This window comes from Natrinema versiforme (genome assembly GCF_005576615.1).
GTDB classification, from domain to species: domain Archaea; phylum Halobacteriota; class Halobacteria; order Halobacteriales; family Natrialbaceae; genus Natrinema; species Natrinema versiforme_A.
This window is the reverse complement of sequence record NZ_CP040332.1, coordinates 153,618-171,056: the sequence shown is the minus strand read 5'-3', so window position 1 is coordinate 171,056 and position 17,439 is coordinate 153,618. Positions and strand designations below refer to the sequence as shown.

Genomic DNA, 17,439 nt, shown 5'->3' with positions numbered 1-17,439 from the left:
TCACAAAACCAATGAGTTCACCAACACAAACGCAAACGGAACCGACGCGAGAGACGGGAGAGACGAGGGTGGCCAGACTTCAGGGGGTGTGGAACGAATACCTGCCGGTCTGGTTTACGGCACCGATGGTTTTGGTGATGGTACTGATTACCTTCTTCCCCGGTGCGTACAACCTCTATCTCAGTCTGATCGACGAACCGACACTGAACGTCTTCCAGGCCGAGTTCGTCGGGTTGAGTAACTTCGAGGCGGCGTTTACTCTCGCCGGCGCGACGCACTCCCTCGTCATCACGCTCACCCTCGTCGCCAGCGCACTGCTCTTAGAGACCGTCCTCGGATTCGGCCTCGCGGCGCTCGTCGCCGGCGTCGACTCGGACCGGTTGCAGTCGTTTTACCGGATCCTGTTCATCATCCCGATGGCGGTCGCACCCGTCTCGCTCGCGACGATCGGTCGAATCATGCTCAACAGCGAGGTCGGCATCATTCCCTACCTGATCGAGACGACGACTCCGTTCGCCGCGCCGGCGTTTCTCTCGGAGATGCCGCTGCTGACGGTGATACTTCTCGACACGTGGAACTGGACACCGTTTATGTTCATCATCTTCTACGCGGGCCTTTCGTCAGTTCCCGAAACGCTGCTCGAGGCCTCGCGAGTCGACGGGGCCCCGTTGTGGCGTCGCTACGTCCACGTCATCATCCCGTACATGAAGCCGGTCGTGTTCGTCGCGACCCTCATCCGGATGATCGACTTGTTCCGGACGTTCGGTGTGGTCTACGGGTTAACGCAGGGCGGACCGGGAACGGCCACCCAACTGGTGAGTATCAACATCTACGAACAGATGTTTATCAACGTCCAGACCACCGTCGCCGCCGCGATCGCGGTCGTCTACCTCGTCATGGTCATCGCGATCTGTAACATCGTCATTGCGAAAGTCGGCTTCAAGGGGGTGTGGGACTGATGGCAACGACGGACATCGAGCCCGGCTCGTCCCAGCGCCTCGATACGGACACGCGCGAGACGGTCGTCACGGTCGTCCGGCACGCCGTCTTACTAACGTGGTCGGTCATCGTCCTGTTCCCGCTCTACTGGCTCGCGTCGATGTCGCTGAAGCCGCCGAGCGAAGTGAACGCGCTGCCGCCGGACTGGATCTTCCTGCCGACGGTGTACAACTACATCCAGCTGCTTCAGAATCCGGATTTCATCGCGGCGTTCACCAACAGCCTCGTCATGGTGTCGGCGTCGGTAGTCCTCGTTTTGCTGATCGGGGTGCCGGCGGCGTACGTCCTCTCGCGGTACGACGTCCCCATGGAGCGCGACGTGCTCGTGTGGATCCTCTCCTCGAGGATGCTCCCGCCGATCGCCGTCGTGCTCCCGTTTTTCATCGTCTACCGCGAACTCAACCTCTTCGACACGCGGATCGGGATGATCTTCATGTACGTCAGCATCAACCTCTCGCTCGTGATCTGGGTGATGAAGGCGTTCTTCGACGGCATCCCCGAGACGCTCGAGGAAGCGGCTCGAGTCGACGGCGCGACTCGGTTCCAGGGCTTCCGAAAGGTGGTTCTCCCGGCGGCCAAACCCGGGATCTTCTCGGTCGCGATTATCAGCTTCATCTTCGCGTGGATCGAGTTGTTGTTCGGACTCATGCTGACGAGTTTCGAGGCAGTTCCGGTGACGTTGTTCGTCTACTCGTTCATCGGCTCGCGCTCGATCGAATGGGGAATGCTCGCGGCCGCGTCGATGTCGATGATCGTCCCGGTCGCGATCTTCCTCGTTGCGGTCAACAGGTATCTGGCTGCCGGACTCAGCTTCGGCGTGGTGCTAAAAGAGTGATCCAGCGCACGATCTCACGCGAACGGAACGCATCGAACACGAACGATACCCCTGCAGCGGGGGCAGACAGCTGCACAACGGAGACACACTAATGGCGCAAATCACGATCGACAACGTGACGAAACGATTCGGTGAGGAAGGGAACTCGGTGATCGCAGTCGACGACGTTTCGCTCGAGATCGACGACGGCGAGTTCGTCGTCTTCGTCGGACCGTCGGGCAGCGGGAAGTCGACGCTCATGCGGACCGTCGCGGGGCTCGAAACGCAGACGGAAGGCGACATCGAGATCGGCGAGACGGTCGTCAATCAGCTCGGGCCGCGCGCACGGGACATCGCGATGGTGTTCCAGAACTACGCGCTGTATCCGAACATGACCGTCCAAGAGAACATGTCGTTCGGGTTGAAGATGTCGACGGACATGTCCGCGGCCGAAATCAAAGAGAGCGTCACGTCGACGGCGGAAATGATGGGCATCGAGGACTTGCTGGACAAGAAACCGGGCGAGCTCTCCGGCGGACAACAACAGCGCGTCGCGCTCGGCCGGGCGATCGTTCGCGACCCGAACGTCTTCCTAATGGACGAACCGCTCTCGAATCTGGACGCGAAGCTCCGGACGGAGATGCGGACGGAGATCAACCGGCTCCAGAACGACCTCGGAGTTACCACGCTCTACGTCACGCACGACCAGACCGAGGCGATGACGATGGGCGATCGGTTGGTCGTCCTCAATCGGGGGGAACTCCAGCAGGTCGGCACGCCACTGGAATGTTTCTACCGACCTGCAAACCGGTTCGTTGCGGGATTTATCGGCTCGCCATCGATGAACTTCTTTACTGGGACCGCGAGAGGCGGCACGCTACAGTGTGACGGGTTCGAGTACGACCTCTCGGAACGGATGCAGGAGAGCCTCGGCAGTCACGGGGATCTGGAACTCGGCATCCGCCCCGAGGACATCGAACTGCACGGCGAGGCGGTCGACCGGAACAGTTTCGAAGTCACCGTCGACGTGGTCGAACCGATGGGGAGCATCTCGTACGTCTACTGTCGGGTCGAGGACCGCGAGCCCGACGACACGTTCGTCGTCGAAGTCGACGGCCAACAGCCGATCACCGAAGACCAGACACTGTACGCGCACGTCCCGCCCACAGACGCACACCTCTTCGATAGCGCGACCGGCGAGACGCTCCACCAGCGCAAACTCGACAGCGACATCGGCACATCCGCCGTCAAGCAGTCACAGACAGCAGGCGCGAACTCGAGCCAGCTATAGTGTCTCGATATGAGTGACGTCCCTGCAACCGCACATCGCGGCCGGCTGCTCGCGACGCTCCGGGTACAGTACCCGGACGCGCTCGCGGAGCGCGGCTTCCGGCTGTTGCACCCGATGTCCGGGGAGCCGTACACGGGCCACCGCCGGCACCTCGTGGCGACGTGCCGATCGATCGCGAACTTCGCGGTCGGCGCAATCGTCGACGGCCCGGACTGGTGTCTCGACGCCGCCGAGCACGGACTGCGGTTCCTCGAGGAGGTCCACCGGTCCGTCGATGGCGGTTACTACCTCCTCGTCGATGCGGACGGCACTCCGCTCGACCGGACCCGCTCGGCGTATGGACACGCCTTCGTCCTCCTCGCCTACGCACGCGCCACCGTGGCCGGAGTAGACGGCGCTGAGAACGGCCTCACAGCGACACACGACCTGCTCGAGGACCGGTTCCGCGACGACGCCGGGATGCTCCGGAGCGACTGCGACCCGGATTGGACCGAACGGGAGGCCTACCGCGGCCAGAACGCGAACATGCACGCCTGCGAGGCGTACCTCGCCGCCTTCGAGGCGACCGGCGCAGACGAATACCTCGACCGTGCGCGCCACATCGCACGGACGATTACGGTCGATCTCGCCGCGGGGACCGACGGGCTGCTGTGGGAGCACTATACCGACGACTGGGACCACGACTTCGGGTACAACGAGGACGACCCCCGCCACCAGTTCCGACCGCCGGGGTACCAGCCCGGCCACCACCTCGAGTGGGCGAAGTTCCTCGCGCTGCTCGACCGGTACGCCGCGGATGGCGACGAGGGCGCACCCGAAGGCGGCTGGTACGCCCGCGCGCTCGAGCTGTTCGAGACCGCCGTCGACAACGGCTGGACCGAGGACGGCTTCGCCTACACGCACGAGGCGGACGGGACGCTCATCGTGTCCGACCAGTACGGGTGGGCGTTGGCGGAGGCCATCGGCGCCTCCGCGGCGCTCGCCGAGCGAGCCGCCACACACGGGGACACCGACGCGGCCGATCGGCTACGGGAGTGGAACCGGCAGTTCCTCGCATGTACCGACCGCTACCGCGGCTCCGCCGGCCTCTGGTACGAGAAGCGTCTCGCGGGCGATGACGACCCTGTCGCCCCCAACCCACCGGGCGTCGAGCCCGACTACCACCCCGCCAGCGCCTTCTACGAGTGCTGGCGTTCCGCGCAGAAACGGATAGCCCGACGAACGACCTTTCACGACCGCGAACGAACATGACTGATAGAGACGACATGGACCCGACCGTACTGCTCCCGCCGAAGCCCGATCGGCGGTGGACCATCGCCAAGCAACTCGGCATCGACACGGCCGTCGTGCGTTTCTGGGGCGTCGACGACTGGTGGGAGTACGACACGCTCCAACGCACCGTCACCCGCTTCGAGGACCACGGCCTCTCGCTGGACGTCGTCGAGGACCGCCCGCCGATGGAGCGAACGGTCCTCGGTGAGGAGGGCCGCGACGCGGAAATCGAGACGGTGAAGACGCTGATCGAGAACATGGGACGGCTCGGGATCGATACCTACTGCTGGGTGTGGACCGAGAACCCGCTCGGTGTCATCCGAACCTCGGACTCGCTGCCGGGTCGCGGCGACTCCCAGCGCATCGGTTACGACCACGAGTGGACGGAACGCGCACCCGAGCACGAGGCCGCCGACATCACCGAGGAAGCACTCTGGGAGAACTTGGAGTACTTCCTCGAGGAAGTCGTTCCCGTCGCCGAGGAGTACGGCGTAAACCTCGCGCTCCACCCGGACGACCCGCCGACCTCACCCGTCCGCGGGGTCCCGCGGATCGTCCAGTCCGTCGACGACTATCGTCGCATCCTCGAGCTCCACGACAGCGAGCGCCACGGTGTCACCTTCTGTCAGGGGAACTTCTCCGCGATGGACGCCGACATCCCAGCGACGATCCGCGAGTTCGGCGACCGAATCCACTTCGTCCACTTCCGCGACGTTGAGGGCGGCGAGCGGAACTTCGTCGAGACGTGGCACGACGAGGGACCGACCGATATGAAAGCCGCCATCGAAGCCTATCAGGCGGTCGGCTTCGACGGCCCCATCCGTCCCGACCACGTGCCGCGGATGGTCGGCGAACAGGACCGCGAGGACGCGATGGCTGGCTACACCGATATGGGTCGGCTGTTCGCCATCGGCTACATCAAGGGACTGCTCGAATAGCGACTGCGGATTTAGAGAGACATCAGACATGACACTCGAGACCATCGCAGTCACGGGAGGCAACGGGAAGATCGGCGAGGAGATCCTCGCACAGCTGAACGAGCACGGCTACGAGACGGTCAACGTCTCCCGCGGCAGACAGCGCGAGGAAGAGTCGGACAAATACGTCACGACGGATCTCTTGGACGCGGGCGAAACGTACGGCGCGCTCGCGAAGACGGACGCGGACGCCGTCGTCCACATGGGAACGATCCCGAACCCGTACAGCAACCCCGACTTCCGGGTGTACGAGAGCAACGTGATGTCCGCAACGCACGTCTTAGAGGCGGCCGACGGGCTCGGCCTCGAGTCGGTCGTCCTCCCCTCGAGCATCAACGTCATGGGGAGCGAACACCAGGAGCGGCCGGCTGACGTGCGGTACGTTCCGGTCGACGAGGAGCACCCGCGGACGCCCGACGATCCCTACGGCATCGCCAAGCACGCGATGGAGGTGACCGCCGACGGCGTCGCCCGGCGTCCGTCGACCGACCTCTCCGTCGTGTCACTGCGGTACCCGTGGGTGATGACCGACGAGGAGATGCGCGAGCACTTCATCGAGCGGGACCGCTCGCTGACGGCGCTCCACGATGTCCACCCCGCGACCGGCCGCGACGTGCTGTTCTCGTATCTCGCCCTCGACGACGCGGCGTCTATCGCCCGAAAAGCCGTCGAAGCCGACTTCGACGATCACGAGTCGTTCTGGGCGGTTGCCGGCGATACGACCGCCGACGCGCCGACGGCCGACCTCGTCGCGGAGTTCTATCCCGACGCGGAGCGACACGAGACGCCCGAGGGCCGCGACACGATCGTCGACCTCTCGAAGGGGCGAGAACTCCTCGACTGGCAGCCCGAACACAGCTGGCGCGACCTGTCGGCGTAGTTGTCACAGGAACGGGTCAATTCGACGGCGACAGCTCTGAGAACGATCTCGTCTGAAATCCTCGGCTACTCGGTGTCTTGAAGTAGTCGCCGTCGCGAAATAGGGCATGCGCGTTACCGACTACGAACTCTTCGCTGTCCCGCCGCGGTGGCTCTTTCTCAAACTCGAGACGAGCACCGGCCTCGTCGGCTGGGGCGAGCCGATCGTCCAGGGACGACTCGAGACGGTCAGGGCCGCCGTCGACGAGTTCGTCAGTGGGTATCTCCTCGGGAAAGACCCGTTGGAGATCGAACGCCACTGGCGGACGATGTATCAGGGCGGGTACTACCGCGGCGGGCCGATCTTGATGAGCGCCCTGTCCGGGATCGACCACGCCCTGTGGGACATCAAGGGGAAACACTACGGGGCACCGGTCCACGAACTGCTCGGCGGACAGGTCCGGGACCGGGTGCTGGTCCACCAGTGGATCGGCGGCGAGGACGAAGAAGAGATCGCGAAAGCGGCGATCACCCGTCGCAATCAGGGGTACAAAGCGCTCAAGATGAACGCGACCGCCGAGTTCCGTTCGCTCGAGCCCCCAAACGCGGTCGAACGGGCGCGACGGCGCGTCGCCACCGTCAGAGACGCCGTCGGCGACGATCTCTATCTCGGCGTCGACTTTCACGGGCGCGTCTCGAAGCAAATGGCTCGCCGCCTCGTCGAGGCGCTGGAACCGTACGGGCTGATGTTCGTCGATCAACCGGTGTTGCCGGAACACTCGGAGTATCTCTCGACGCTCACCGAGCGGACGAGCGTTCCCATCGCGACCGGCGAGCGGTTCTACTCGCGGTACGATTTCAAACCCCTTCTCACCGAGGGCGCGGTCACGGTCATCCAACCCGACGTGACACACGTCGGCGGCATCACGGAACTACGGAAGATCACGACGATGGCCGAGGCGTTCGACGTGGCCGTCGTTCCGCACTGTCCGTTGAGTCCGATCGCCTTCGCAGCGAACCTGCAAGTGGTCTTTTCCTCGCACAACGCCGTCATGCAGGAACAGGATCTGTCGCTTCACGACCCAGCGGAAAGTGTCGGGCTCCAGTATTTAGAAGATCCGGAGACGTTCGAGTTCGACGACGGCTACGTCAGTCGACCGACCGAACCGGGGTTGGGAATCGACGTGGACGAGTCGTACGTCCGTGAACAGTCGCGCGCCGACGTGAAGTGGTACAATCCCGTCTGGCGTCACGAAGACGGCGGGATCGCCGAGTGGTAGATCAGTTGTGATTGGGCGACCCGTCTGTGATAGCCATTTCGACGTTCGATCGGGACTTGAGTCCGCCAGCTATCGCCTCTCGTTGCCGGCCCAGCGTTACAATCGCCTCGGGATCAAGCCCTGGGGAATTCTCTTAGACCGCTTGTAAACAAGACGGATCGCCGGATCCGTGGAACTCGCGCTGTATCCGTTAGATGAAGAGAAAGGAAGGATACTATCGCTTTCGAATACCGTTCGAGAATTAGAGAATTCGGAGTCAAGCGCAGGCTGTGATCGCCAGCGCCATCGCGTCGAGTACGTCGTCCGCCTCGACGTCCGCGACATCTACCTCGCCTTCATGCTCCGCGGGTTCGTGACTGCCCTGCCGGAACGTCTCGCCCGGTTCGTCCATCACGTTTTCGAGGGCGGAAAGCCGCTCTCCGAATCCGACGGCGCTCGTTTTGGGTACTCGAACTCTCCACCGTCGAACGCGACGAAGCACACCTCGGGATGTGCTTCTTTCACTCGCTCGCGCCGGCGGTTCCGTTCGTCCTCTGCGGGACCGAGGAACGCGTCGACCTCGGCGATCCCGGGCGCGATGTGATAAGCCTAGACGAGAGTCCTTTGCCGACGACGTCTCGGTTTTTCGCCGAAACGGTCTCATGTTGGTCCCCGCCCCTCGCGAACTCGACAGCCTGCCGGGTCGGTGGAGAAAACGCTCGACGATCTCGGACCGAGCGCGTTCCTCGCGAGTGCGTCATTCGTGCGTTGAGTCCCCTTCTGTCGATCGATGGGTATATGTGATATAACGTGTTACAAGAGATGTAACGAATGACCGTCGAAGTCCGACTCCCACTCCCTGACGAGCAAGTCTTTCGGTATGGGGCGATGGACGAGGCTCTCGAGATACTCGCCCGCAACCCGACCGAGGAATTCTCGAACCGAGATCTCCAGCGACTGACCGGTTACGGCGGTCCCAGCGTTTCGAAGGCGCTCTCCCTCCTCGAGACGATGGGACTCGTCGTCAGGCGCGACGCCGGGAATCGAACCCTCTATCGGATCGACGAACGCCGGCTTCGCGATGCCGACGACCCGCTTCTCGAAATCCCGCAGGCGGAGTTTCGCGAACCGCTCGGACGATTCGTCGAACGAGTGGACGACGAAATGTCCTCGATCGCTGGAATCCTCTGCTTCGGCAGCGTGGCACGCGGCGAGGCGGACCGCGCGAGCGATGTCGACCTCTTCGTCCTCGTCGACGAGGACGAGGATCCGGTTTCGGTGCGACGAACCGTCTCGGACATCGTTCGCGATCTCGAGGAAGAACCGATCGACGGCGATCGGTACGAGTTCGAAGTCTTCGTCGAATCGCCCGAGAGCGCCCGTAAGCGTGGCGAGGATTTGCGCCCCATCCTACAGGAGGGAATTCCCCTCACCGAGAGCGAGACGTTCCGGCGGGTGAAGCGCGACATCTTCGGGGTGGACGGATGACGTCGAGGGTTCGATCGAGACTCGAGTCCGACCAGCATCGCTTAGAGCGAATCGCCTCGAGTTGTTGGTCCAGATTACACGTCTGATCGGAATTCGGGCCTCCCTTCGACCTCGACCGTCGGTTCGAAGCGCAACAGTGCACCGGCGTGTTCTCCCTCGTCCTCGCGCTTCCCATCCGTCAACGCCGTAGTTACGTACGCGTCCGTATACGCTGGCCCGCCGAAGGTGATCGAGGACGCTTTCCGCGCGGGGATGTCGATCCGATCGACCTCGTTGCCGGCTGGATCGTATCTGACGAGACAGCCGCCGTTCCACCGAGCGGACCAGAGATAGCCGTCGGTATCGACGGTCATCCCGTCCGGGACACCGGCTTCATCCTGTACGTCGACGATTACGTCGCGGTTCGTAATAGCGCCGGTTGCGGGTTCGTAGTCGAACCGGTAGATGCAGCCCGCCTCCGAGTCGGTGAAGTAGAAGTAGCGTTGATCGGGTGAGAATCCCATACCGTTGGGAAGCGCGACATCGTCGAAGAGGCGAGTTACCGATCCATCGGTGTCCAGTCTGTACAGCCGGCCCGCCCGTTCCTCCGTCGGCATCGTTCCGCAGAAGACGCGACCGCGCGGATCGGCGATAACGTCGTTGAACCGGGAATCGCCTTCGTCGTCGATCTCCGCGACGACTGTCGTCTCACCGTCGATCAGTCGCTCGATTCGGCCGCCACCCCTGAACAGCAGCAGTCCCTCGTCTTGGATCGTGAACCCGCCGATAACGTCCGTCTCGTACCGCTGAGTATGGGTGTCCGTGGCGGGATCGTAGCTGAACAATCGACCGTTGGGGATGTCGACCCAGTAGAGCAATTCTTCGTCAGGGTGCCACACGGGTCCTTCACCCGTATGACAACGATAATCCGCGACGACTGTCAGCGACATACACGGTTCCACTACCGTGAACGGTCAAAGGTCTTACTCAGTCGGTCTGCGTGCTGTCGCGAAAACCGACCCCGAGACCCCGACATCGCCACCCGGAGCACTTCCGTCGGCTTCGATTCGAGTGACCGGCGTTACCGTCGAAACCGGTGGTCCGGTTCCATCAGTCTTCGAGCAACGGCTCGAGTTCGGCGGCGAGGGTCTCGCCCATCGTGATCATGGCGTTGTCGCCGGGATGGACCAGATCGGTCGAGAGTCCGTCGATGGTCGGCAGCAGTTCGGGTCCCTCGAGGAGGTGGACGTTCTCGTGTGGCGTCTCGTGTACGATCTCCCGGAGTTCCGAACGGAACCGCTCGCACAACCCATCAGGGTCGGAACTCCGACAGACGTCCCGGGAGTTCCGAAAGATGGTGATCGCGACGACCGGTTTCTCGGGGTGGGCGCTCGCCACGCGGTCGATCATCCGTGTGGCCCGGTCGCGGAACTCTTCGGGGGAGAAGGTGCCGACCATGTTCACCGAGATCGAGAGCGTCGCGAAATCCCAGTCGTCGCGCTCGGCGATGTGGTCGGCCATCGCGGCGTCGCAGTAGGAGGTGCCACAGGAACCGAGGTTGATCGGGTCGGCCTCGAGTCGCCGGGCCGTCTGGCTGACGTAGGTCAGGTGCTCGCCCGACGGTGCCTCGCCCTCGGTAATCGAGGTTCCGTAGGCGAGGTACCGCCGATCGGGGAGTTCGTCCTCGCGGGGCGGACGAACGTCTCCCTCGAGGCCCTGGTAGATCATCGGCCCGCCGCGGTGTTCGCCGGGCAACCGGAGCCGACAGACCCGCGGATCGAACGCGAGACCCTCGAGTGCCAACGGCTCGAGGTCGGCCAGTCCGCTCGGGGGCGAGACCTCGATCGTCACGGGGTCGCTACCGACGACCTCGGTCGCACCCTGGATCGGCCCCCAGAAGACCTGGACGGTCCCGTTCGCGGCGCTCCCACCGGGTACCGTCGACAGAGTGACCCGCGCGGGTCCGTCGGGGACGAACCGGAGTTCGACGCCCGCGGGGTGGCGCATCCGTGCTTGGGCACCGTCGTTGAGTTCGGTCCGAACGGCCTCCGGAACGCGCTGCAGTAGCTCACCGTCCCGGTTCTCGACCGGCCGGGCCTCGCCGACGTTGTGGAACTGGATCCCGTCCCGTTGCATGGCGAGACCTGTTCCGCCGTCCCATATCAACTGTTTGGGACGCCGTCACGCAACTATCCGCGTTCGACCCCGGAAACTCGGCCTCGGCGCGTCGCCGTTACCACTCGGCGACGCTGCCGTCGTCGTGTCGCCAGACGGGGTTGTGCCAATCGTGGTCGATCTCGGCCTGCGCTCGGACGTGTTCTTCGTCGATTTCGATGCCGAGTCCCGGCTCGTCCGGGATCTGAACGTAACCGTCGTCGTAGTCGAAGACGGACGGATCCGCCAGGTACTCGAGGACGTCGCTGGTCTCGTTGTAGTGGATGTTCAGGCTCTGTTCCTGAATGAACGCGTTGTGCGAGCAGGCGTCCACTTGGAGACAGGAAGCCAGCGCGATCGGTCCGAGCGGGCAGTGGGGAGCCATCGCCACGTCGTAGGCTTCGGCCATCGCCGCGATCTTCTTGACTTCCGTGATGCCACCGGCGTGGCTGAGATCCGGCTGGATCACGTCGACGGCGCCGTTCTCGAAGACCTGCTTGAAGTCCCACCGGGAGAACATCCGCTCACCGGTGGCGATCGGAATCGTCGTGTGAGACGCGATCTCCGGCAGCGCGTCGTTGTGCTCCGGCAGGACCGGCTCCTCGACGAACATCGGCTCGTGGGGTTCCAGCTTTTCGACGAGCCGTTTCGCCATCGGTTTCGACACGCGGCCGTGGAAGTCGACGCCGATGTCGACCTCGTCACCGACGGCGTCGCGAACTTCGCGAAGTCGGGTGACGGCGGCCTCGATCGTCGCGGGATCGTCGACGCGCTCGATCTCCTCCGTCGCGTTCATCTTGAGCGCCGTAAAGCCCGCCTCGACCTGTGCTCGAGCCTGTTCGGCCACGTCGGAGGGTCGATCGCCGCCGATCCACTGGTAGACCCGGATCCGATCCCGGGTCGCACCGCCCAGCAGTTCGTGGACCGGGACGCCCAGTCGCTTGCCCTTGATGTCCCACAGGGCTTGATCGACACCCGCGATGGCGCTCATGAGCACCGGGCCACCGCGGTAGAAGCCGCCGCGGTACATCGCCTGCCAGTGGTCCTCGATCCGGTCCGGATCCTCCCCCAGCAGGTAGGTGTCGAGGAGTTCTTCGACCGCGGTCCGAACGGTCTTTGCACGCCCCTCCACGACCGGTTCGCCCCAGCCGACCGTTCCGTCGGCCGTCTCGAGACGCAGGAACAGCCATCGCGGCGGGACTTCGAACAGTTCGTAGTCGACGATTTCGGTCATAGTCGTCCCCTTTCCCGCGGTTCATTTAGTCGTTGCGAGACTTCGATCGCGTTCGACCCGTCGAATATTCCTCCTCCGCCGTACGTTTCGATCGTTCGGCTCACTCCGTACGTTTAATCTCTCCCGGTCCCGATAGTCGACATATGGTCTCTCGTCACTGGCTGTACTTCGGTGGGTTCGTGATCACGGGAGTTCTACTGGTCGGTGTCGGTCTGATGGGAGTGGTAGATGCACTGTCGGTGCTCTCCGGTGACGTGTACTATGGCGAGGAGTTCATCCTGCTGGCGATGCTCGGGGAAGCCGCCGAATGGGTCATGGTTGGGCTCGTCCTCGGGCTGGTCGCAGTGGTATTGCTCGGCGCGACTATCGTCTCCGTGCTCCGGAGCGCGTCACTCCCCCGCAGTGACCGACTCGTCTCGCTCGTTGAACGACTCGAGCGCGAGTATCCGATCCTGCAGCAGTTCGACGTCTCGGAGAAAGTCGAGCCGACAGTCGAAGACCGCGAACAACGGATCAAAGACCGATACGCGGCGGGCGAGATCGACGAGGCAGAGTTCGAACGCGAGATGGAGCAGGTACTCGACGACGATTTCGCGACCGAGACGCCGCGGTCCGGAAACGAGACCACTGTCGAAATAGAGGACCGAGACGGGTGAACCGCCTCGGGGTCAAGCCCCGAGGCTTCCCGTGGATTAGTCGGATACTCCCGCGACACCATCGGTCTGATAGCCTCGAACGGCGTCGTGGGTCACGGTCGGGGCGTCCACGGCCCCCGATGCCTGCCGTCGCACCTTCCGAACTTGGGGAAGGCTGTTGAGAACAGGCACATTCCAATCGAGTTTCTTCATGCCTTTCACGGCGATGTTAATGCTTGCACCACGGTCAGAGTGGTCTTGATGGGAACACGACCGACACTTGAACCGCTTCTTATTGCGGTTCGCACGCTCCGTATGCCCGCACAGCGGGCACCGTTGACTCGTGTACCCGGGGTTAATCCACGCGGTCGGGATTCCCTCGAAAGCGGCCTTGTACGATGTATAGAACTGGAGGGCGCGGAACGGGAGGTGGTGCAAGCGTCGGTTCATCCGCGTGCCGTAGTCGATACTGTCGCGCATCTCTTTGAGGTCTTCAAAGACGATGCATGGCCTCTCGAACTGCTGGCTCCACTCCACGATGTGACGGCTCACCTTGTGGAGTCTGTCGCGGACGAACCGTTCCTCACGCCCTTCCAGCGCGTCGTGGATGCTGTCCTTCCCCGCGTTCTGCACGCGCTTCCGCATCGTGAAGTAGCGGTGACGCTCGAACTTAATCTCGGGGAAGTCAATGACCAACGTATCTTCGACACTATCCGCTGAGAGTGCGGTCAAGGCAACGTTGTCCTCGTTCACGTCCAGGCCGACGACCGTCTGCGAGTCCTGCTTGTCTCGAACGGTCTGCTCGGTGTTGGTGACGTTGACGTGCAACTCGGCATTCTCGTTGTGGAACAGGGCTTCAGCCGTCCCAATCTTCCACTCGTCACTTTCGAGTGCGGTCTTGAGAATACCGAGATGAGTGTCACTCCCTTCAAGGACGCCCTTGATGTGCTTGTAGGGCTTCGCGCTGATGCGGAACGCCACGTCACCGTCGTCGGTGAGCGACAGGTTGTACCCTTCCTCGTAGTTTGCACGAAGCGGGTACGCGCCGTCCTTGGTGTGGCTCGGATGGCCGAAGTCGTCGTACTCGTAGTAGTTCTCCATCGCACCGAGTGCCTTCGCAACGACGCGCTGAGTCGTGTTCTTCACGAGGTCGGCGTCGTCGGCCACGCGGTCGGGAATCGCGTCCCAGTCCACGCCCTCTTTGGCGAGTCGAATGGTTTCGTTGTACACCCGGCGGGCTTCGAGGGTGGCGTCGTACAGCAGGCCCTCGTTGTCACTCTGGATGTCGAGTTGGAAGTCCAGCGTCTTGACGAGGGCCTGTGCGCCGGTCATTCGGTGTCTTGTTCGGTAGGTTCTGAGGTTCGGACAACTTTCACGTCGGCTCCACGCCAGCGTTTGGGGACGGTGACGTGGGCGCTGTTCCCGAACTCCTTGACTTCGCCGTCGAGAACTTCCTCGCCGTCGATTTCAAAACGGTTCGCCATACCTGAGTATATCCTTTAGATATACTTAACTGTGTCGGTGGAGTGACTTCGATATGGGCGAGAAGCGGTCGAACCACACGGTGTACAACGTCAACTACCACTTCGTGTGGTGCCCGAAGTACCGACACGCGATACTGGAACCAATCGAGGATTCGCTGGAAGCGAGTTTCCGCGACGTGTGCGACAAGTACGGATACGAGATACTGTCGTCGTCCGAAAATCTCCGACTTTCGTGATCACGAGAGACTTCGTCTCTCGAACGACTCCACATTTCGCCCGACCACGTACACCTGTTCCTTTCAGCCCATCCGAAACACGCACCAAGCGAGATCGTGCGAACGGTCAAGAGCATCACGGCGCGAGAGATGTGGGAACAGCACGAACCGTTCTTGGAAGAGTATCTGTGGGGTGGCGGATTTTGGGAGGAATCGTATTACGTCGGAACGGCGGGAGATGTTTCGACCGACACGATTGAACAATATATCGAGCGCACAGAACACGTTTAGCGGAGCGTACGGCCTTCACCCTCAGGGTCAAGCCCCGAGGCACTCGGCCTGCTCCGCCTGTAGACGAAGCACCACTGTCCCGTAGCCTCCCATTTCCGGTATCACTGCTCCGCTAAGCCCGTTTCGCCGGTCGTAGCGTCGCACGCCGATCGCAGTCACGAATTCGAGACCGTCTATCGAATCGCGCTTTGCTTCAAACGTTGTGTCCGTCCGTACTGGTTGTAGGCTGTCCATACCGTCCCTCAACAATGGCTGCCGAGTCCGAACAGAACGCATAGCTATGTACTGGTAGGGTGAACGCACGGCCGTGACCGACCTGCGTGCGAGTAGCGCCGTCTTCGTCGTCACCGTACTCGTCCTCGCGAGCGGACCCGTCGGCGGCGTGGCAACCACGACCGCCGCCGGGTTCGAGTCCGATTCGGTCGGCCGGATGGCACAGTCGCCGCTGGCCGTTCAGGCCGACGAGAACGCTGACAGTAACGTGACCACCCGACACGCGAATCCGAGCGAGTACGACGAGACCGGCGACCTCGCGGCGCTGGAACATCGGCTGGAGACTCGCATGACCGACGTGCTCGACGAGGGCGCGGTCCGACTCAGAGAGGGTGAGTACGATCGCGCCGCCGACTCCTTCGACGGTTCATACGCCGAGTTGCTCGACCAGTACGACGAAATCGCGGCGGAGACCCCGAACGAGAGTCGCAGCGAACTGTTCGAACTCGCGGGCGAGAACCAGCGAGCCGTAATCGACACGGTCCGGGAGTATCACGAAGTCAAAGCGGCGTACGAGGAGGCGCGGGCCGCCGGCGACGGAGAACGGGCCCGATCGCTCGCTCGCGAACTCGAGACTCTCGCCGCGACTGCCAACGAGTCGAGCGGCGAGTTGCGCGAGAACTACGACGAACTCGAGGCCGAGACCGACCGGAACCTCTCGGAGGCCGACGCCTCGATCGAGGAGGTAAACGAGGAGATTCAGGCCGAACAGGCGACGATCCGCGAGACGGAGTTCGTACCGACATCGCTCACGGTCGATGCCGAACGCGAGGAGATCTCGTTCCGCGAACCGTTGACCGGCGTCGGACGGATACGGACGGCCGACGGGCGGCCGATCGGTGACGAAACGATCCGACTCGAGGTCGGGAACGAGTCGCTCAGGACGACGACGGACGCTGACGGGTCGTTCACGTTCGAGTACCGCCCGACCGACGATCGGCTGTCGACGGAACAACTCACCGTCGAGTACGTTCCGACCAATGACTCGGTCTTCCTCGGGAGCGAGACGACCGTCGACGTCTCGATCGAGCAGGTCGAACCGACTGTCTCGAACCTCGAGACGACGGACGAGGTCGCCTACGGCGAGACCGCGACAGTCAGCGGTGACCTCCGCGTCGACGAGATCCCCGTCGACGGCGTTTCGCTCGCGGTGACCCTCGGCGACGAACGACTCGGGTCCGTCGAGACGACGAACGGATCGTTCGAGACGGACGTTCAGGCCCCCGCCTCGGTCGCCGCCGGTGAGCGGGAGGTGGGCGTCCGATTGAACTACGACGACCGCGCGCTCGCTCCGGTGGCGGCGACGAACGACGTGACGGTCCGCGAAACCGAGGCCGACATGGACGTTTCGGCCAATCGCCTGTCCGACGAGGGGCGAACGGTCGCGGTCGACGGCACCCTCGAGACGGTCGACGGGACGGGGATCGCCGGGCAGCCGGTCTCGCTCAGCGCGGACGGAACCACGCTCGAGACCGTGACGTCGGACGCCGACGGCTCCGTCTCCGCGACGGTGGAGATCCCCGAGGAGACCGCGGTCGGTGACGTTCGGATCGTTGCGACCCACGACGGCTCCGGGTCGAACCTCGCGTCCGCTACCGCGGCGTCGACCGTGTCGTTCTCGACTGCGAACCGATCGTGGATGGGGCTCCCCGCGTGGGCGTTGCTCGGACTGGGAGTCGGACTGATCGCCGCGCTCGGACTCGCCGCGTTCGCGTGGCGGTCACGCGCCCGCTCTTCGCAGTCGGGTGATCGACGCGATCCCGAGGTGACGGCGGACAGGTCCAGCAATCCGGACTCGAGCGCCGAGCGATCGCGGACCGCGACCGCCGAATCGCTGCTCGCTCGCGGCCACGACTCGCTCGCACGCGGTCGTCCCGACCGGGCCGTCGAAATGGGGTACGCGGCCGTTCGGCACGCCCTGTCCGGTCGCGTCGATACCGGCGATGCCACCGACGCGCTGACCCACTGGGAGTTCTACCGCCGCTCGGCCGATCGTTGGATCGGCGAGTCCGACGCCGACCGCGAGTCCGGCGACTCGGAGCGCGCACTGCTCCGCCGCGTGACCGAACACTACGAACGAGCGACGTTCGACGTCGCGGACATCTCGCCCGAGGAAGCCGAACACGTCCTCGAGACCGGGCGGCGGTTGTGCGATCTCACCGCGACCGACGACCGCGACGCCCCGACCGAGTCGGCCGATTGATACCGGTATCGCG

The 17,439-nt window shown here is 63.4% G+C and carries 17 protein-coding genes and 1 pseudogene; 11 read left to right on the top strand and 7 right to left on the bottom strand.

Going from position 1 to position 17,439, the window contains the following annotated elements; all coding sequences use genetic code 11:
• Positions 1 to 11 precede the first annotated feature (11 nt).
• From FEJ81_RS21780 to dgoD (FEJ81_RS21750), 7 genes are all read left to right on the top strand, one after another.
• Positions 12 to 959, top strand: coding sequence for a carbohydrate ABC transporter permease (locus FEJ81_RS21780; RefSeq protein ID WP_138247306.1), 948 nt, complete (start codon positions 12 to 14; stop codon positions 957 to 959).
• A complete protein-coding gene (locus tag FEJ81_RS21775) occupies positions 959 to 1,834 on the top strand; it encodes a carbohydrate ABC transporter permease (protein ID WP_138247305.1) in 876 nt (291 codons plus the stop codon). Before FEJ81_RS21780 ends, FEJ81_RS21775 begins: the two co-directional genes overlap by 1 nt.
• A gap of 91 nt (positions 1,835 to 1,925) precedes the next feature.
• Positions 1,926 to 3,104, top strand: coding sequence for an ABC transporter ATP-binding protein (locus FEJ81_RS21770; protein WP_138247304.1), 1,179 nt, complete (start codon positions 1,926 to 1,928; stop codon positions 3,102 to 3,104).
• A gap of 9 nt (positions 3,105 to 3,113) precedes the next feature.
• Positions 3,114 to 4,355, top strand: a complete 1,242-nt coding sequence (locus tag FEJ81_RS21765; RefSeq protein ID WP_138247303.1) for an AGE family epimerase/isomerase — start codon at positions 3,114 to 3,116, stop codon at positions 4,353 to 4,355.
• A gap of 14 nt (positions 4,356 to 4,369) precedes the next feature.
• Complete coding sequence (locus FEJ81_RS21760) at positions 4,370 to 5,314, top strand: mannonate dehydratase (RefSeq protein ID WP_175416555.1); 945 nt, start codon at positions 4,370 to 4,372, stop codon at positions 5,312 to 5,314.
• 28 nt (positions 5,315 to 5,342) lie between these two features.
• Positions 5,343 to 6,233, top strand: coding sequence for an NAD-dependent epimerase/dehydratase family protein (locus FEJ81_RS21755; protein ID WP_138247302.1), 891 nt, complete (start codon positions 5,343 to 5,345; stop codon positions 6,231 to 6,233).
• A 106-nt stretch (positions 6,234 to 6,339) separates the two neighbouring features.
• Positions 6,340 to 7,491: a galactonate dehydratase gene (gene dgoD, locus FEJ81_RS21750; RefSeq protein ID WP_138247301.1), complete on the top strand. Its 1,152-nt coding sequence runs from the start codon at positions 6,340 to 6,342 to the stop codon at positions 7,489 to 7,491.
• Between the two features lie 256 nt (positions 7,492 to 7,747).
• On the opposite strand, the gene FEJ81_RS24295 is transcribed toward dgoD (FEJ81_RS21750), so the two are convergent.
• Positions 7,748 to 7,882 (bottom strand): hypothetical protein, encoded by a 135-nt coding sequence (locus FEJ81_RS24295; RefSeq protein ID WP_267877961.1) that lies wholly within the window; start codon positions 7,880 to 7,882, stop codon positions 7,748 to 7,750.
• A complete protein-coding gene (locus FEJ81_RS24475) occupies positions 7,882 to 8,058 on the bottom strand; it encodes a DUF429 domain-containing protein (protein ID WP_394349679.1) in 177 nt (58 codons plus the stop codon). The genes FEJ81_RS24295 and FEJ81_RS24475 overlap by 1 nt, the downstream gene beginning before the upstream one ends.
• A gap of 243 nt (positions 8,059 to 8,301) precedes the next feature.
• Between FEJ81_RS24475 and FEJ81_RS21740 the strand changes: the two genes are divergently transcribed.
• Positions 8,302 to 8,958, top strand: a complete 657-nt coding sequence (locus FEJ81_RS21740) for a nucleotidyltransferase domain-containing protein (RefSeq protein WP_138247300.1) — start codon at positions 8,302 to 8,304, stop codon at positions 8,956 to 8,958.
• Positions 8,959 to 9,032: 74 nt separating this feature from the next.
• Here FEJ81_RS21740 and FEJ81_RS21735 read toward each other — a convergent pair whose 3' ends face one another.
• From FEJ81_RS21735 to dgoD (FEJ81_RS21725), 3 genes are all read right to left on the bottom strand, one after another.
• On the bottom strand, positions 9,033 to 9,887 hold the full coding sequence (locus FEJ81_RS21735) for an SMP-30/gluconolactonase/LRE family protein (protein WP_138247299.1): 855 nt from the start codon (positions 9,885 to 9,887) through the stop codon (positions 9,033 to 9,035).
• 160 nt (positions 9,888 to 10,047) lie between these two features.
• On the bottom strand, positions 10,048 to 11,073 hold the full coding sequence (locus tag FEJ81_RS21730; protein ID WP_138247298.1) for an SGNH/GDSL hydrolase family protein: 1,026 nt from the start codon (positions 11,071 to 11,073) through the stop codon (positions 10,048 to 10,050).
• Positions 11,074 to 11,170: 97 nt separating this feature from the next.
• Entirely contained in the window at positions 11,171 to 12,325 is a 1,155-nt protein-coding gene (gene dgoD / locus FEJ81_RS21725; protein ID WP_138247297.1) for a galactonate dehydratase, read from the bottom strand.
• A 215-nt stretch (positions 12,326 to 12,540) separates the two neighbouring features.
• Between dgoD (FEJ81_RS21725) and FEJ81_RS21720 the strand changes: the two genes are divergently transcribed.
• The gene (locus FEJ81_RS21720; protein ID WP_394349677.1) at positions 12,541 to 12,981 is read left to right on the top strand and encodes an SHOCT domain-containing protein; all 441 of its coding nucleotides are present in this window, start codon (positions 12,541 to 12,543) and stop codon (positions 12,979 to 12,981) included.
• A gap of 36 nt (positions 12,982 to 13,017) precedes the next feature.
• On the opposite strand, the gene FEJ81_RS21715 is transcribed toward FEJ81_RS21720, so the two are convergent.
• Both FEJ81_RS21715 and FEJ81_RS21710 read right to left on the bottom strand, forming a co-directional pair.
• Positions 13,018 to 14,292, bottom strand: coding sequence for an RNA-guided endonuclease InsQ/TnpB family protein (locus FEJ81_RS21715; RefSeq protein ID WP_138247295.1), 1,275 nt, complete (start codon positions 14,290 to 14,292; stop codon positions 13,018 to 13,020).
• Positions 14,289 to 14,444: a DUF2080 family transposase-associated protein gene (locus FEJ81_RS21710; protein WP_138247294.1), complete on the bottom strand. Its 156-nt coding sequence runs from the start codon at positions 14,442 to 14,444 to the stop codon at positions 14,289 to 14,291. Before FEJ81_RS21710 ends, FEJ81_RS21715 begins: the two co-directional genes overlap by 4 nt.
• A 53-nt stretch (positions 14,445 to 14,497) precedes the next feature.
• On the opposite strand from FEJ81_RS21710, the pseudogene tnpA reads away from it, so the two are divergent.
• Positions 14,498 to 14,950 (top strand): annotated as a pseudogene (tnpA, locus tag FEJ81_RS21705) (IS200/IS605 family transposase).
• A 307-nt stretch (positions 14,951 to 15,257) separates the two neighbouring features.
• Positions 15,258 to 17,426 carry an Ig-like domain-containing protein gene (locus FEJ81_RS21700; protein WP_229504853.1) on the top strand — a complete coding sequence of 723 codons (2,169 nt, stop codon included), beginning with the start codon at positions 15,258 to 15,260 and terminating at the stop codon, positions 17,424 to 17,426.
• Positions 17,427 to 17,439 lie beyond the last annotated feature (13 nt).